We start from the raw sequence: 16,230 nt of genomic DNA on the forward strand, positions 1-16,230 counted from the left end.
CATTGAAGTCTTATAATATCGTTCAGCGGGTGAGTAGAGCTAGGAACTGCTGGGATAATGCTGTGGCAGAAAGTTTCTTCAAATCTCTGAAAACAGAATTGATTTATGGAACTAAACTTATGGGAGCAAAGCAAATGAAAAATAGAATTTTTGAGTACATTGAAATTTGGTATAGAAAGCAACGAAGGCATTCATACCTAGACTATCAAACTATTGAAGAGTTTAACAACCAATACAGAAAACAGAATATGAATAATGTCGCTTAACTATTTGTACAAGAAAAGTTAGGAACTCCAATTATAAACTTAAAGACTAAGAATCTTAGCGCTTTAAATACATTTCTTGATAATACTCTTCATAAGCTCCCGAGGTAATCTGATCCATCCACTCTTGATTCTCAAGATACCAAGCCACAGTTTTTGCGATGCCCTCTTCAAATTGAAGACTGGGCTCCCAACCTAGCTCATTCTTGATCTTTGTGGAGTCAATAGCGTAGCGTAGGTCGTGACCTGCACGGTCGGTTACATAAGTAATCAAGTGATCGCTAGTACCTGGGGGATTCCCTAGTTGCTTGTCAACCGTTTTAATTATCACTTTGATCAGATCAATATTTTTCCATTCATTAAAGCCACCAATATTGTAAGTCTCTCGAACTTTTCCTTCATGGAATACCAAATCAATGGCACGAGCATGGTCAATAACATAGAGCCAGTCGCGAATGTTCTCACCCTTACCATAGACTGGTAAAGACTTACCGTGACGAATATTATTTATAAATAGCGGGATTAGTTTTTCCGGAAACTGATATGGACCATAATTATTCGAGCAATTACTAATAACTATAGGCATGCCATAAGTATCGTAATACGCACGTACAAAATGGTCGCTGCTTGCTTTAGAAGCTGAATAAGGTGAATGCGGGTCGTAAGATGTAGTTTCGGTAAAGAGTGAATCATCAAATTCCAAAGCACCATAGACCTCATCGGTTGACACATGGTAGAAAAGTTTATCAGCCCAATCACCACTCCACGACTCTCGTGCAGCTTGAAGCAGACTGAGTGTACCCATAACATTAGTTTGAGCAAATGTAAAGGGATCTTTAATACTTCTATCAACATGACTCTCGGCAGCTAAATGAATAACTCCATCTATAGAATATTCTCTAAAAACCTCAAGCATACTTTCGTAATCACAAATGTCTGCTTTTACAAACTTGTAGTTCTCAGCCTGATCTACATCTTTTAGATTAGCCAAGTTACCAGCATAAGTCAAGTTATCTAGATTAACAATTAAGTAGTCAGGATATTTATTAACAAATAAACGTACTACATGAGAACCGATGAAGCCTGCTCCACCAGTAATAAGTATATGTTTTATATGTGTTTTCTTCATTGTGTGTGTTAAAGGAAAAACCTTAAATATAGAGCAGCCCAATTAAATCAGAATTCAAAAGGACTATTTAGTTCTGCAAAAATACTATTATTTTTATCTTTATCCGACAAAATAACATGCTCATTATCTATCGCCCAATTAATGTTCAACTCTGAATCATTCCATAAAACAGCTCCTTCGCTACTTGGTTGGTAGTAGTTATCACATTTATACTGAAATACAACCTCATTACTAAGCACACTAAAACCATGAGCAAAACCCCTAGGAATAAAAAGCTGCCGATGATTTTCATCTGATAGTTCTATAGCAAAATGTTGACCAAATGTAGGTGATCCCTTTCTAATATCAACAGCAATGTCTAAGACCTTGCCGTGCACCACTCTTACCAGTTTTGCTTGTGCGAAAGGGGGCTTCTGGAAGTGCAAACCACGAACCACTCCGTACGTAGATTTAGACTCATTATCTTGCACAAAGTTAATATCTCCAATGTATTCTTTGAGTAGCTGTTTATTATACGACTCCATGAAGTATCCTCTTGAATCTATAAACTTCTTAGGTTCAAACACATAAACACCAGATAAATTTGTTGTTATGACATTCATGCTACAAACTGTTATTTGAGACACGCATTAAATACTGCCCGTACTGATTTTTAATCATTGATTCGGCTATTTCGATGAGCTTAGTTCGAGTTATCCAGCCTTTTTCGTATGCAATAGCTTCAAGACAGGCAATCTTTAATCCTTGTCTTTTTTCAATAACTTCAATAAAAGTTGAAGCTTCGGATAAGGAATCGTGAGTTCCTGTATCTAACCAAGCAAATCCACGACCTAGGAGCTCAACTCTCAACTGGTCAGCCTCAAGATAATGTTGATTTACACTAGTAATTTCCAACTCACCCCGACTTGATGGTTTTATATTCTTAGCAATTTCAACAACCGAGTTTGGATAGAAATAGAGACCAACAACAGCATAGTTCGATTTTGGCACTTCAGGCTTTTCATCGATAGTTATGGCTTTACCATCCTTATCAAATTCCACAACACCATACCTCTGAGGATCATTTACCCAGTAGCCGAATATAGTTGCCTCACCGGTAGCCTCGAGTGAGTGAACAGCTTTAGTGAGCTGATTGGTAAAACCACTACCATAAAATATATTATCACCTAAAATCAAACAAACATTATCAGAGCCTATAAACTCTTGTCCAATAATGAAAGCTTGTGCCAGCCCATCGGGAGAAGGTTGTTGGAGGTAACTCAAGTTTATACCATAATCAGATCCATCTCCTAAAAGTCTCTCAAAGCTAGGCAAATCTTCAGGAGTCGAGATAATCAAGATATCACGTATTCCTGCAAGCATCAATACAGATAAAGGATAATAAATCATAGGTTTGTCAAAAATAGGGAGCAACTGTTTGCTTATTCCCTTTGTTATTGGATATAATCGAGTTCCTGAACCACCTGCCAAAATAATACCTTTCATATATTGCTTCTTTATATTGTAGTTTGATAATAGTGGAATATTCTTTACAAAAGAATGTAAGCTACATTACACTTGAATACAAATTTAAAGTCAAATACTGAGCATATCAAAGATATTGACTATTCATTTGCTTATTATTGTCTAATTAGAGAAAATTATTTAGCTGACATCCTCCACTAAGATAAGCTTTATCTAAAGCATTAAAGGTGTTTAATAACTAGCTAACAGCCTTAATACTCAAAATTCGCTAGAGATTCAACAAATAGTCACGAATCAGAAAACATTATATCTTGCATAAGCGTTTAAAAACTAAATGTAAACTAAGCCTTTAACTATCTCAAAATAATTAAAGGTTAACTATAATAAGTAGAGTATGAAACGAACACTTACAGTATTAACCATGTTGCTGATCTCAGTTACTATTTTTGCTAGCAAAATTGTAACGAAAGATATAAAACAACTACCAACTCAATCACAAAACTTTATTACCACCTATTTTGGAAATTTAAATGTTCAGAAAATAGAGATTGAGAAAAACTTATTAGGTATAAAAGACTATGAAGTCACGTTCACTAATGGATATGAAATAGAGTTTGACAAAAAAGGAGAATGGACTAAAGTGGATTGTAAACGTAATCCAATTCCGGGCGCTTTAGTACCTCAAAAAATTAAAGATCATATAAAAATCGAATTCAAAGGAGACCATATTACTGAGATAAAAAAGAAGAAAGGTGGATTTGAGGTAGAACTTCAAAATGATATAACACTAATATTTAACTCTAAAGGTGAGTTCAAAAAATACGATTAATAAGTCAGTTTTTTAATAGGTGTGTTTTAGATAACCCAAACGGGTACTTGTTTTTAACCCGTGTTTTATGTTTTTCAAAAAAGAGTCCGATAACTTACACCGCAGTTAGTATCGGACTCTTTCTTATATTATAACCCAAATCAAATTTATTAAGGTCTAAAATCATGAAAATAGTAATAATTGGTGCAACTGGAGCTACAGGTAAAGCCTTAGTGAGTCAGGCACTCAACGAAGATAAGATATCGGAGGTTACAGCTTTGGTCGTGCGCAATAAGCTCTCTCGTCATCCTAAACTAACTCAAATCATAGTCGACTTTCTGGATCCTAAAAGCTATAGTAAATACCTTGAGGAAGTTGATATCGCCTTTTCATGTATGGGGACTACACTTAAGGCAGCAGGCAGTAAAGAAGCACAATGGATCGTTGATCACGATTACCAACTTAATTTCGCTAAAATAGCTAAACAAAACAAAGTCCCTCAGTTTGTACTCTTATCAGCAATGAATGCAAACCCTCAAGCTAAAAGCTTCTATGGCAAAATGAAAGGGCAACTCGAAGAAGCTATCAAACAGATTGAATTTGATCGATTAGCCATTATTAAACCCAGTCTACTTATTAGACCTAGCTCCGACCGCACATTAGAAAATATTGGTGTTCATGCAATCCAATGCCTCAATAAACTTGGCTTTTTAAGACAATATCGTCCACTCCATGTAGACACTGTAGCAAAAGCCATGATACGCTGTGCCTTAGGATCTCCAAAGCCATTTGTAGAATTTGGCGTCAATGACATTTTGAAAATCACAGAGTAAGTACTATACTCTAAAAGAGCATCCTAAATGCAAATAATCAGCTGAGAAATTATCCCCTAATATCATAAAGACTATATTATTAACATAGAGTATCACAGATTTGAAATGCATAATGTTAGCTTCTAAGGCTCCATTAGTTATGGCTAGTTTGTTCTTACTAATTTTATTGAGCTAGAAGTTATAATTCTCATTATTTATTGGTATTTTACGTGTATTATTGATGAACCTCTTTAATCTATAGAAAAATGAAATGTGTTAAATGTCGCAGCGAATACAATGCAGATCAAGATGCTATCTGCCCAACTTGTGGGGCTACTCCTAAAAGTTTTTCTTTTAATGCTGCAGAGCTTGGACCTGAACTTTGTGATAGAGAAACATCAGATGCAACACTGCGCATTTGCTCGAGAATATTCTTGAGTTTAAGTATAATTGGGGCAATAGTTTGTTTTATTTTCATGGTATATCCTGGTGGGGGTAAACAACTGGTTATTGGTTTCTTGTGCTCTACTGGAATCGCTTGCATGGGTTTCATTATTTGGGCAGCCTCCAATGTACTCGCCAACATATCGTGTAATTTGAGAGAATTGAACAAACACCTCGGAGAGAAATAGGTTCATACTTATTATTAAACTCAAAATCACTTATTTCTTTAACTTAAAACTCCAAATATATGGTAAAACAAGTTGATGGAAACAATGCACACTACACTCCATCTAATCAATCTACAACTTCGTCGATATCTTTATCTCAAGAAGCTAACGCTCAAAAACATTGGCCAAAGACACAGATTTTGAATGACTATATTTCTCAATGCAATAGCTACCACAGAATCTTCATTCATTTGGTCAACCGATTGGAGAGCAGCATCTAACCTTTCCTACCGCATATAAGCCAATGATTATGATTATCAAGCTTGAAAACGAAAAGAGCCAATGAATATTATATTCATTAGCTCTTTATTATTTAGTCCTATCGAAACTCTTTTATTTTCGAGTTGTAATACGCAAGTTATCAATTAGCAGAGTACTACCTGGGGCACCACTATAAAACTCCCCTTCTTTACTCGCTGTAGCCAATATCACCAATCGATAGTCCTGATTAGCATCATAACTAACCCCATCATTCCATCGAAAATTGAATTCAAATTCCTCAAAAGAATCAACAGCTTTATCTGTTGAGAAAGAGCCTCTAGCTACCACCCTGTCGGATGATCGAATATTATTGAGTGTCAAGACTTCCGATTCAGAGGCTGAACTACTAACCTGGTAAAGAAAAGCTTCAATCAGACAGGCATCACTCAAATCTTCATTGACAACCACATTAGCTGGGCGTGTAGGATCTATACACTCATAATAAATCTTCCCTGGCTTATATCTAAAGCCACCCTTAACACTTAGTGGTTCTTCATCAAACGGCATACCCAGACGAATTCCAGCGTGCGGAGGAGTCACTTTGTCTTGGAAAGTACCCAAATAAAAAAGACCGCTATAGATCCTAGGGAGCAATTGTTCATTTATTCCTTTTTGAGATTCAACAGTGCGTATTTGTACAGAAAGACGATCTCCCCAGTCTTCTGAGTTTTGTCCTACAGTAAACTGGTTGAATTGTCCTAACCGCATCCAACGATAAACTTCTCCATCTGTAGAACTCCAATTTAGCCCAATAATATCAGAAACAGGAAGGGAATACTGCATATTGTTGGCTGCTGTAGGATTGGCTATCTGCCAATTTTCAAAGTTAAAATAATAGTCATTAAGGACTATGTCGGTTTTAGATCCGATAAAACTCACGTTCAAAACCTCCTTTGAATTTTCAACTACACCTTCGACATCAAAACTCAACTCATACTCACTAGTAAGACTGCCAGTTAAGACTAGGGTTGTCTCACCAATAGGCTCGATGGGTACAAGGCCAGAATAACCATCCAGATTATAATTCCCATCCTTCTTCTTTTCATACACAGCAGGCATCATGATACTCCCATACTCTACGTCGTTGACCATAAAATCTTTTAATGCAAGACGAATCGTATTCTGATCGTTAGTTTCTTCAATGTAGACCAACTGGTCTGTTAAGTCGGCCTCAAAATCTCCATCACCTTTTGTAATCTTCATTGTTCCAACATATACCCCCTTAAGAGTAAAATCATTACCCGTTCCAGGGTTTTTCTTACCCGACGAATCATTAGAACAAGACGAAAATAATAATGGCAACACTAATAATAACTTATACTTTTTTAAAAATCTCATGGACTTAATTTTTATACTAATTTGCAAAGTAATCAAAACCTCGACGAATCAGCCTTGGCTTCGTGATAATAATTTTAAACTTAAACTTACAGCCTATCAAACTAAAGCGTTTAATAGGCTGTAAACTATGTTTTTGAAAACATTATGACCAACTCGAGCAATAAGCTACAACTTCTTCAATCTCGTCTGGTGAAACTGGTAAAGACTTTTCCATGTTTTTAAGGTCAAATCCTTCCAGTGTATAACAAAACAAAACAAATCCGAAAAGGATTAATATTAGAAGCCAGCAAATTAATACTCGTACATTAAGTCGTTTCTTATGTCCTTTATGCTCTTTATGATCTACATGCGTAGAGTCATTAGCATCGCGTTTAGAAGAGCTTTTCATATTATTATATCTGTATCAATATTCTACTAATATAATCGTTTTTCACGCATAGTCTTACGATTCAACCGAATTTTATTTATTGGAAAGTATATTTTAACGATTCCGATTTTACTAACTGTAACTTATTTGAAATGATATTTATTTGTGATTGACTGCTCTAGATATTCGGTCAAGTCGATATTCTCAAGCAATTCTAGCTGCATATCATAGTAGACCTCAAAATCACCATCACTAAAATAGCCTAGATTAACAGCTTCTTTATACTTTTCAATCGCTACATCAACGTCTTGCGTCAAATAGTAGGCCAATGCTCTAAAGAAAATAGTATCAAAACTTTTTTTCTCTTTAACCACAGTGTCAAAGAGCTCTATTGATTTTTTATACGATTGGTTGGCAAGCTCAATATTGCCTTGATCTTCCTCGAAAATTCCACGAAGCAGAATAAACATGGCTGTATCATCCGAAACTGAAGATATACCAATTTGTAGAGTTTTGTAAGCTGCCTGAGTTTCACCCAAAGACCAATACTCAATAGCCAACTGCTCATAAGCTGGAGCAAAACTTGAATCTGCAATTATCGCCTTCTTATAGAGCTCTATCGCCGAGAAAACAGTTTCCTTATCTACTGAGTCTTCATTATCGAAAAGCTTATTTTGAGCTTGCTCATAAAGAGTTTCGGCTTGTTCTCTATTGCCTGCATATGTAATGCCAGTAAGTAAGAATGTGCTTAAAATAAATAATAGCGTACGCATAGGATTAATTAAGGGCATTTGAGACCTCATAACAAATATATGAAAAGAGTAACTTACAAATTCATTTTAATTTAAGAATATTCATAAGCCAAACGTTAACCACATTTTTGAGCTTAAATACAACTATTATTTTGACGAATGTAACTTGTTTTGCCATTGTGGTTCAAATTAAAAGCGTACCTCTAAAAGGTTTCACTAAAAATTGAGTATTTTTGCACCGTTATTCATAATTAAGCAAATAAAAGATAGTGGCAAGAAAGAGACGAGAGCTTCCCGTAATGGAGAAGGTAAAAATAACAGATGTAGCAGCCGAAGGTAAGGCAATAGCAAAAGTTGATGATTTAGTAATATTCATCCCCCATGTAGTTCCTGGAGATGTAGTTGATGTGCAGTTACGCCGAAAGAAAAAACGTTATGCCGAAGGTGTAGTTTTAAAATTTCATGAATATGGAGCTGAACGTGCTGTTCCATTTTGCAAGCACTACGGTGTTTGTGGTGGATGCAAATGGCAAGTATTGCCCTATGAAGCACAAATCAGATACAAGCAACACCAGGTAATGGATAACTTAACCCGTATAGGTAAGATTGAACTACCCGAATGCATGCCAATCTTAGGATCGGCAAAAACCCAGTTTTATAGAAATAAACTAGAATACACCTTCTCAGAAAAGCGTTGGTTAACCCAGGAAGAGGTCGATACAAAGTTCGAGTACGATGAAGATGATCGTAGTGGCTTAGGCTTTCATATCCCTGGAGCATTCGACAAGGTTTTAAACATTGAAGAGTGCTGGTTACAAAGTGATATTTCAAACAGAATAAGAAACAGCGTGAGAGAATTTGCTGTTGCTAATAAAATTCCTTTTTTCAACCTAAGGGAACAAACAGGCTTACTTAGAAATTTGGTAGTCCGCAACTCCATTATTGGAGAGCTAATGGTTATTCTTGTGTGTAAAGACGAAGATTCTACTGCTCACGAACAAATGATGAGTGTTCTTGCCCACATTAAGAGTGAATTCCCAGAAATTACCTCTTTAATGTATATCATCAACAATAAAATGAATGACTCCTATTCTGATTTAGATGTACAGTTATACGCTGGCAAAGACCACATGATTGAAGAGATGGAAGGCCTACAATTTAAAGTAGGACCAAAATCATTCTATCAAACCAACTCTGAGCAAGCTTATGAATTATATAAGATTACACGCAACTATGCTAAGCTTACCGGAGACGAATTGGTTTATGACCTCTACACTGGTACAGGTACTATCGCAAACTTCATCTCTAAACAAGCTAAAAAAGTTATAGGAATAGAATATGTTCCCGAAGCCATTGAGGATGCTAAAGTAAACTCTAAAATTAATAATATCGATAATACCCTCTTCTATGCAGGAGATATGAAAGATATCTTAACACAAGACTTTATCAACATTCATGGCAAACCCGATGTTATTATAACTGATCCTCCTCGTGCAGGGATGCACCAAGATGTAGTTGATGCCATACTATTTGCTGAGCCTAAACGAATTGTTTATGTTAGTTGCAATCCAGCTACTCAAGCTAGAGATTTACAACTGATGGATGCTAAATACAAAGTGTCGGCTATTCAACCTGTAGATATGTTCCCACATACACACCATGTGGAGAATGTAGTACTTCTTGATAAGAGAGACTAACTCAACAAATTATGAAAAAAGAAAAATACTTTGCTCAGGCACGCAATAAATATACTGACTACCGAGTACAGAAAGCAGCTACCCTTATGGAATTTCTCAAAGAGAAAATGCCAGAGGCTAGTAAGACTAAACTCAAATCTTTCTTAACTCGACGAATCGTTTATGTAGATAAGAATATCACTACGCACCCTGACCACCCACTCGAAAGAGGCATGGTGGTCCAGATTGAGCATAACAAGCAAAAAAACACAGAGTTCCAGAATAAGGATATTTCTGTCTTATATGAAGATGCCTATCTTATTGTTGCCGACAAAAAAGTTGGTGTTACAAGTATAGCTACAGGTAAAAATCAAGGTAAGTCTGCTCATGCAATTCTTACTTATTACCTAAGGAAAAGCAACCGTAAGGCAAATCTATTCTTGGTTCACAAGCTCGAAAGAGACGAATCGGGTATTATTATCTTTGCCAAAGATGAAGAGACTAAGCTTAATTTTCAAAGACGTTGGAAAGAATTAATCATCAACCATACTTTCGTAGGTTTAGTTGAAGGCGAAGGCATTGGTGACAATGGTCTTATCTGTTCTTGGATGAACGAAGAAGGTGAATTAAGACTTTCTGAAGACTTAGCCGATAGCCCCGAAGATGTAATTAGAGCGATTACTCGCTACAAGACCATCAAGAGAGCCAATGGACTATCTTTATTAGAGTTCGACCCTCGTGAAGACCGAAACAATAAGATTCGCATCCAAATGGCGCATTTAGGCTTTCCACTTGTGGGTGACCGTAAGTATGGCAATCTTAAAGCTCCATTTAAAAGGATAGCTTTACATGCCTTCTTAATTCGTTTTAGACACCCCGTTACCAACGAGTTAATGAAGTATGAAGTTCCTTACCCTAAAGAGTTTAGAGGCTTGGTTACACGAACAGTTTAAGAGAATAATCTTTACGATATTTCTAAAAAAGGTCAATTGCACTAGTGCAATTGACCTTTTTTTATTTCAGCCACTCCTGAGCCAACTTTGGATAATCCGTAATAATTCCATCAACACCTATCCTATATAGATACTGAATGTCTTCTCGATGATTAACTGTCCAAGGAACAATCTTCATACCCGCCTTATGACAATCATTAATCAAACCTGGAGTTACTAGTTTATAGGATGGACTAAAATAGGCAGGAGTAAAGTCAAGCTTTTTATACAGGGTTTTTAAAGGATACTTACTTGAACTAAGTAAATACGAGAGTTTAATATTGGGATAAGCTCGATTCAGATAATTTAAGGTGCGTGGATCAAAAGATTGAATTATAATTCGATTATCTATATGTTTAGAACTAATCACCTTCATAACCTGATTGGTGTATGTTTCGTATGGAGGGCTCATACGATTATCTTTAAGACGATGTGATTTAATTTCAATATTATACGTAACAGGAGGTAACCCATTAATCTGAGTAAATTGTTCTACCTCATCAATTAATTGACTAAGCAAAGGCATAGACGCAGGAAGATTGATACGGTTGGGAAATTCTTTTACGGGTAGCGACCCGATATCATACTTGAGAATGTTTCCATAAGCCATATGATAAATAATGTATCTCAGCTGTGAACCCCCGATTAATTGTTCTCCATTATTTAATACCACTTTCTTGGGATTCAAAAATGGATCATGCGACACCACTACCTTATTATCACCTGTCATGTGAACATCAAGTTCTAAAACGGGTATACCAATTGACGCCGAATAAAGCATGGCTTCAATACTATTCTCTGGATAATGAGCTGATCCTCCTCGGTGTGCATGTAGCTTAAAATCACCAATTTGCTGGGCATTCAGAGGTAACCCAATACAGAATAGGCAAGACAAAGCTAAAAATAATGTTCTATAAATCATAATCTTTTTTTGTTAACACGTCTACTAAAGATAATAAATAAATTAAAGTTTCATTCTTAAATACCAACAAATGACAAAACATATCAGAATGTAGCCAATACGTAATTTATTGATAATAAAGTTAAAATTAAATTATGAGAACACGTTTTAATTAATATCTTTGTCTTCGATTTGGTAATCAAGATGATTCATAATCTTGATGTAAGGGAATCTCGTGTAAGTCGAGAACTGTTCCTGCAGCTGTAATCCTCCGCATAGAAATAGGTTAAATCACCACAACACTGTGTCGAAAGACATGGGAAGTTAATTAACCCGAGGAAAGTCAGAAGACCTGCCAAGTAAACTTTTTAAACACCAAGCTTCCAGGAACTGAAGTGATGTGACTATACATTTGTGTATTCATACATTATATCTATTAGGAAACTCGATGTTTTTATATTTATCAATATAAGACAGAGAATATGACTTTACGTGTAATAGCCCTAGTAGGGTTTATTAGTCTTTTGTGTAATTATACGGCTCACGGGCAATCTAATTCCTTAGCGGGAGAAATCCTTGAAGAGAACTCAACAGCACCATTAGCTGGGGCTTTAATTCAGGTAGTAGAAGCAAAGAAAGCCACTCATGCCAATGAACAAGGTTTCTTTAAATTCGAAAATTTAACAGATCAAGACTATACCCTAAGGGTTAGCTTTATTGGCTACCAAGACAAAACTGTTAAGATTTCGTTAAACGAAAATACCAAACCACTCAAAATAGCACTAACTCCTCAAACTTACTCCATGTCGGAGGTTGTAGTTACCGGAACAGGTACAATACATGACATCAATAATGCCCCTGTAAAGACAGAGGTAATAACTGCAGCCCAACTTGAAGCCTATGGAGGCCGCAACATTGAAGATGTTCTCAACGGACTATCGGCTTCTATTACTTTTTCGGCGAGTGAAATGGGAAGTGGGCTTCAGCTTAACGGGCTTAAAAACGATTATGTATTAATCCTTATGGATGGAAAACGCATGAGTACTAGTAGCAGCGGTCAAGTTGATCTTTCACGGGTCAATATTGATAATATAGATCGAGTAGAAATTGTCAAAGGTGCTTCTTCATCGCTATACGGTTCAGATGCAATTGGTGGGGTAATCAACTTTATCACCAAAAAGAGCAAAAAGAATCTTGCAATATCCAACCATACTCGAGTTGGGCAACATGCGGATCTCTTGCAGTCGAATCATCTCACACTTGGTAATAATGTGATTCAATCCAATACCTCATTTAACTTAAAACATACCGATGGGTGGCAAAACACGACCAAAGAGTGGCATAGAGACAGACTATACGACAACAGTGTAACCAAAACGGTCAATCGATCAACCAATTATACCGTTGGTCAAACACTAGCCTACTATCCTACTCCTAAATTAGAGCTATCTGCCACACTATCCTATTATGAAAGACGAACTGACCGACCTGTGGGAATACCCAATTGGAGGTATAGCAACCTATTCTTTCAAATCCAAGATTATGCAACAACACTAAAATACAAACTCAATAATAAAAGCTGGATTTCTCTAAGTAGTTCATGGGATAAAAACAACTACTATTACGACTACCAAACCCGTGAATACACCGATTATTATGATCATCAAGGTAAGCGTATTACTCATTACAAGGGTGACCGCGTGCTTCAATCTTCGGAGCGAAAATGGATTAATAATGCTAAGTCGGCCTTCTACCTAGGTGATAAAAATATATTATATGCTGGAATAGAACATGTATGGGAGCAATTAGTGGCCCCCTATCGACTTGCTACACCCAAAAAATCCAACTATTATGTTGATGTGTATGCACAAGACGAATGGAATATTACTCAAAACCTAAACTTAACTGCTGGCCTGCGCTATGGATATCATAAGGGGTATGCAAATACGCTAACACCTAAGATTTCAACACGCTACGCGTTAGGTGACTTTAATTTTAGAGTTACATACTCGCAAGGCTATAAGGTTCCAACCATCAAAGAGTTATATAACCGCTATTACTCAACTATAATGAGCAAGTTTAAAGCCTATTATGGTAATTCTAACTTAAAACCTCAAGAGTCAAATTACTATTCACTAAACATAGAATACATCCGCCCTAAGGTAAAGCTAAGCCTTACGGGATATTATAACCAAATAAGAAACCTAATCTCACTTCAATCGACTTCAACATCGTATGAAGATATTCAACTACTCGTTGAAGAAACCATGCACTATGTCAACTTAGCCAAAGCAAAAAGCTTTGGAATAGATGCTTCAATGGAAATTAAACCAGCTAAGGACTTCAAGATTGGAGCTAGCTATAGTTATCTCAAGGCACAAGCCCAACGCACGGACGATGAAGATGCTGAAGATTATATGAAATTTGTGCCCATGGATGGAACGTCCAGACATAATTTGAGTATCAACACGAGTTGGGAAAAGGATTGGAAGAAGTATAAGCTAGTCCTCGGTATAACAGGTAGATACCAATCTAAACGCTTCTACACCTCCCATGGAGATGCAAAAGCACATCAACTCTGGAGATTTAATACAAGGCATCACATCATTAATAAGAAGATGCTCAAACTAGTTGTCAATGCAGGTATCGACAATATATTCGACTACGTTGACCGTACACCTTTTGGACATAACAGAGGTACAACATCTCCAGGTAGGAACTATTACCTCTCTCTAGCCATAAATTATCAAGTCAAACCAATAAAATAAAAATTATGACACAAAGAATGATTAAAAAATCACTTCTACTGCTTTCAGTAGCCCTACTAGGTATGTTTACCTCTTGCTCATCCGATGATGATGGTCCAAAGGACGACCGCCAATCGGTACAAATCAATAAAAAGAACGATACAGCTCTATTGCTTTGTTCATTTGGTAGTACCTACGAACAACCCCAAGAGACTTACGACAAAATTATCGCCGACTACGAAAAAGCATTCCCAAACACTGATATCTACATGTCGTTTACCTCTAGAACTATTATCTCGAGAGTATATGCACAGATTGGCAAAGCCTATGCGCAACCTGACCTTTGGTTTGATGCCATAGCTGATGCTAAGTATGACAAAGTAATGGTTCAATCACTTCATATCATACCTGGCAGTGAATATGTCAGCCTAATGGACTCCTACACTTACAAAGGTTTTATGTCTAAACATCCCGATCTTAAGGTAGCTAGAGGTGCATGCTTACTAAAAACAGATGAAGATGTTGAAGTTGTAGCGAAAGTGCTTTACAATTACTACAAACCCAACCTAGATAAAGGCGAGGTTGTAGCTTTTATGGGTCATGGTAACCCCGAAGATGAGTATATCCATGCCAACGGCAGATACCAGCAACTCCAAGATGCACTTCAAAAGCTTTCGGGCAAAAAGAACATTTTTATAGGTACAGTAGATTGGAGTGAATTGATGTTTGGCAATGTACGAGACGGTATTATTGACTATGCTAAAAGCAAAGGACTAAACGAGAGCACCTACAAAGATCAGGTTGTAAACCTTGCTCCTCTTATGTCTATTGCGGGTGACCACGCTCAAAACGATATGTTGGGTGGCTTAGAAGATGGACAAACTGCAGACAAAGTAGATCCTTCTGAGGCTGACTTCAAAGTACTTCCCAATGGAGATATCGAGTTTACAAGCGAGTATACCTGGATTCTAAAATTAGAAAAACTAGGCTTCACTATTAACCCAATTGGTTCAACTATTGACCCGGAAAAATTTAGTGTAATCGGCCTAGGGGATCACCCCGAATTAAGAGCACTTTGGGTTAAACACCTACAAGAGGCTAAATTCCAAACTTGGAATGAAATATTCGACTAAACTAGAGCTTAATTAACCTTAGCTATATTACAATTTGGTGATTTTAAAAGACTCTGGCTTTAAGTGTTATACTTAAAGCCAGAGTTGTTTTTTTATATTGGCAATATAATCTATACCTCAGCACATTATATATGACTATAATTGAAGTAATCCGAAAAAGAAAATATGTACGTAGCTATTCATACGAACTAGTGAGCAACTCTAGACTGGGGCATCATTTTAAATCAGTTCTATATCATGGGGAAGCATACGAGTCTGGATGTAAGAACAACACAACTCAAGATTGACATACTTACACACTTACTGATGTAGTGTCTTATTACAATTATAGACGTTCAATAACCTACATTTTATCTTTTTACAATCTCTAATAAATAGTCATCAGGACTATCGAATTTCCTTTCATAACCTGGAGTTTGTCGTATCTCTAAAATATGCTTGGCCCCACCCTCAGCATATTCACTAATAATCGTTAACAGCTTACGCGAGTTTAAGATATCCTTAGCTTCATTTGCATGAACTTTAGCTATAGCCATCAATACTAGTGCATCAGCAACAGATTGAGAGCCATTCGATATCATTTGATATTGGAATGAAGTCTGATTTGAAAGTTCAGCTTTTTCTTCTCTTTTATCAGTAATAAAACCAATAATGGCAGCCCAGGCATACACTTGCCAATATTTAGAAAAGAACTTATCATCTTGTTTTCTTAAAGACTCTTGTTTACGAGCGAACATATCTCTAATTTGTTCCACATAATTCCCATAATGTACATTGCGTTTATTGATTTCCGAAAATAGCTTTTCCATTATTTAACAGTATGGAGTTCCTAACTTTTCTTGTACAAATAGTTAAGCGACATTATTCATATTCTGTTTTCTGTATTGGTTGTTAAACTCTTCAATAGTTTGATAGT

18 protein-coding genes and 1 riboswitch are annotated in these 16,230 nt (G+C 36.4%); of the genes, 10 read left to right on the plus strand and 8 right to left on the minus strand.

Annotated elements, in window-relative coordinates:
- Nucleotides 1-266 (plus strand): IS3 family transposase (locus B091_RS12165; RefSeq protein ID WP_040368893.1); only part of this gene is annotated, 266 nt, incomplete at its 5' end.
- Between the two features lie 55 nt (nucleotides 267-321).
- On the opposite strand, the gene rfbB is transcribed toward B091_RS12165, so the two are convergent.
- The 3 genes from rfbB to rfbA are packed head-to-tail and all read right to left on the minus strand — an operon-like array spanning nucleotide 322 to nucleotide 2,877.
- A complete protein-coding gene (gene rfbB, locus B091_RS0110775; protein WP_018110003.1) occupies nucleotides 322-1,392 on the minus strand; it encodes a dTDP-glucose 4,6-dehydratase in 1,071 nt (356 codons plus the stop codon).
- Between the two features lie 47 nt (nucleotides 1,393-1,439).
- Complete coding sequence (gene rfbC, locus B091_RS0110780; protein ID WP_018110004.1) at nucleotides 1,440-1,994, minus strand: dTDP-4-dehydrorhamnose 3,5-epimerase; 555 nt, start codon at nucleotides 1,992-1,994, stop codon at nucleotides 1,440-1,442.
- Nucleotide 1,995: 1 nt separating this feature from the next.
- Entirely contained in the window at nucleotides 1,996-2,877 is an 882-nt protein-coding gene (gene rfbA, locus B091_RS0110785) for a glucose-1-phosphate thymidylyltransferase RfbA (RefSeq protein ID WP_018110005.1), read from the minus strand.
- A 373-nt stretch (nucleotides 2,878-3,250) separates the two neighbouring features.
- Here rfbA and B091_RS0110790 point away from each other — a divergent pair, with 373 nt between their 5' ends.
- The 4 genes from B091_RS0110790 to B091_RS12170 all read left to right on the plus strand — a co-directional run bounded on the left by B091_RS0110790 (nucleotide 3,251) and on the right by B091_RS12170 (nucleotide 5,368).
- Entirely contained in the window at nucleotides 3,251-3,685 is a 435-nt protein-coding gene (locus B091_RS0110790; RefSeq protein ID WP_025069645.1) for a PepSY-like domain-containing protein, read from the plus strand.
- A 164-nt stretch (nucleotides 3,686-3,849) separates the two neighbouring features.
- Nucleotides 3,850-4,497, plus strand: a complete 648-nt coding sequence (locus B091_RS0110795) for an NAD(P)H-binding protein (protein ID WP_018110007.1) — start codon at nucleotides 3,850-3,852, stop codon at nucleotides 4,495-4,497.
- Nucleotides 4,498-4,742: 245 nt separating this feature from the next.
- The gene (locus tag B091_RS12670) at nucleotides 4,743-5,108 is read left to right on the plus strand and encodes a hypothetical protein (RefSeq protein WP_155888338.1); all 366 of its coding nucleotides are present in this window, start codon (nucleotides 4,743-4,745) and stop codon (nucleotides 5,106-5,108) included.
- 59 nt (nucleotides 5,109-5,167) lie between these two features.
- A complete protein-coding gene (locus tag B091_RS12170) occupies nucleotides 5,168-5,368 on the plus strand; it encodes a hypothetical protein (RefSeq protein ID WP_025069647.1) in 201 nt (66 codons plus the stop codon).
- Nucleotides 5,369-5,480: 112 nt separating this feature from the next.
- Here the strand turns inward: B091_RS12170 and B091_RS0110805 are convergent, their stop codons facing one another.
- From B091_RS0110805 to B091_RS0110815, 3 genes are all read right to left on the minus strand, one after another.
- Nucleotides 5,481-6,746 carry a PCMD domain-containing protein gene (locus tag B091_RS0110805; RefSeq protein WP_018110009.1) on the minus strand — a complete coding sequence of 422 codons (1,266 nt, stop codon included), beginning with the start codon at nucleotides 6,744-6,746 and terminating at the stop codon, nucleotides 5,481-5,483.
- A gap of 142 nt (nucleotides 6,747-6,888) precedes the next feature.
- The gene (locus tag B091_RS0110810) at nucleotides 6,889-7,134 is read right to left on the minus strand and encodes a hypothetical protein (RefSeq protein ID WP_018110010.1); all 246 of its coding nucleotides are present in this window, start codon (nucleotides 7,132-7,134) and stop codon (nucleotides 6,889-6,891) included.
- A 122-nt stretch (nucleotides 7,135-7,256) separates the two neighbouring features.
- Nucleotides 7,257-7,916: a tetratricopeptide repeat protein gene (locus B091_RS0110815; RefSeq protein ID WP_025069648.1), complete on the minus strand. Its 660-nt coding sequence runs from the start codon at nucleotides 7,914-7,916 to the stop codon at nucleotides 7,257-7,259.
- A 218-nt stretch (nucleotides 7,917-8,134) separates the two neighbouring features.
- Here B091_RS0110815 and rlmD point away from each other — a divergent pair, with 218 nt between their 5' ends.
- Both rlmD and B091_RS0110830 read left to right on the plus strand, forming a co-directional pair.
- Nucleotides 8,135-9,562: a 23S rRNA (uracil(1939)-C(5))-methyltransferase RlmD gene (gene rlmD, locus B091_RS0110825; protein WP_018110013.1), complete on the plus strand. Its 1,428-nt coding sequence runs from the start codon at nucleotides 8,135-8,137 to the stop codon at nucleotides 9,560-9,562.
- Nucleotides 9,563-9,573: 11 nt separating this feature from the next.
- Nucleotides 9,574-10,494 carry an RluA family pseudouridine synthase gene (locus B091_RS0110830; RefSeq protein ID WP_018110014.1) on the plus strand — a complete coding sequence of 307 codons (921 nt, stop codon included), beginning with the start codon at nucleotides 9,574-9,576 and terminating at the stop codon, nucleotides 10,492-10,494.
- A gap of 61 nt (nucleotides 10,495-10,555) precedes the next feature.
- Here the strand turns inward: B091_RS0110830 and B091_RS0110835 are convergent, their stop codons facing one another.
- Nucleotides 10,556-11,455 carry a glycerophosphodiester phosphodiesterase family protein gene (locus B091_RS0110835; protein WP_018110015.1) on the minus strand — a complete coding sequence of 300 codons (900 nt, stop codon included), beginning with the start codon at nucleotides 11,453-11,455 and terminating at the stop codon, nucleotides 10,556-10,558.
- A gap of 155 nt (nucleotides 11,456-11,610) precedes the next feature.
- A riboswitch (cobalamin riboswitch) is annotated at nucleotides 11,611-11,808 on the plus strand.
- A gap of 108 nt (nucleotides 11,809-11,916) precedes the next feature.
- Between B091_RS0110835 and B091_RS0110840 the strand changes: the two genes are divergently transcribed.
- The 3 genes from B091_RS0110840 to B091_RS12720 all read left to right on the plus strand — a co-directional run bounded on the left by B091_RS0110840 (nucleotide 11,917) and on the right by B091_RS12720 (nucleotide 15,601).
- Complete coding sequence (locus B091_RS0110840) at nucleotides 11,917-14,202, plus strand: TonB-dependent receptor (RefSeq protein ID WP_018110016.1); 2,286 nt, start codon at nucleotides 11,917-11,919, stop codon at nucleotides 14,200-14,202.
- Nucleotides 14,203-14,207: 5 nt separating this feature from the next.
- The gene (locus B091_RS0110845) at nucleotides 14,208-15,314 is read left to right on the plus strand and encodes a sirohydrochlorin cobaltochelatase (RefSeq protein WP_018110017.1); all 1,107 of its coding nucleotides are present in this window, start codon (nucleotides 14,208-14,210) and stop codon (nucleotides 15,312-15,314) included.
- A gap of 131 nt (nucleotides 15,315-15,445) precedes the next feature.
- The gene (locus tag B091_RS12720) at nucleotides 15,446-15,601 is read left to right on the plus strand and encodes a hypothetical protein (RefSeq protein ID WP_155922577.1); all 156 of its coding nucleotides are present in this window, start codon (nucleotides 15,446-15,448) and stop codon (nucleotides 15,599-15,601) included.
- Between the two features lie 63 nt (nucleotides 15,602-15,664).
- Here the strand turns inward: B091_RS12720 and B091_RS0110850 are convergent, their stop codons facing one another.
- Complete coding sequence (locus B091_RS0110850; RefSeq protein WP_018110018.1) at nucleotides 15,665-16,123, minus strand: hypothetical protein; 459 nt, start codon at nucleotides 16,121-16,123, stop codon at nucleotides 15,665-15,667.
- Between the last annotated feature and the right edge of the window lie 107 nt (nucleotides 16,124-16,230).

The sequence above is a fragment of the Bacteroides propionicifaciens DSM 19291 = JCM 14649 genome, from assembly GCF_000375405.1.
Taxonomy (GTDB): domain Bacteria; phylum Bacteroidota; class Bacteroidia; order Bacteroidales; family Bacteroidaceae; genus Bacteroides_E; species Bacteroides_E propionicifaciens.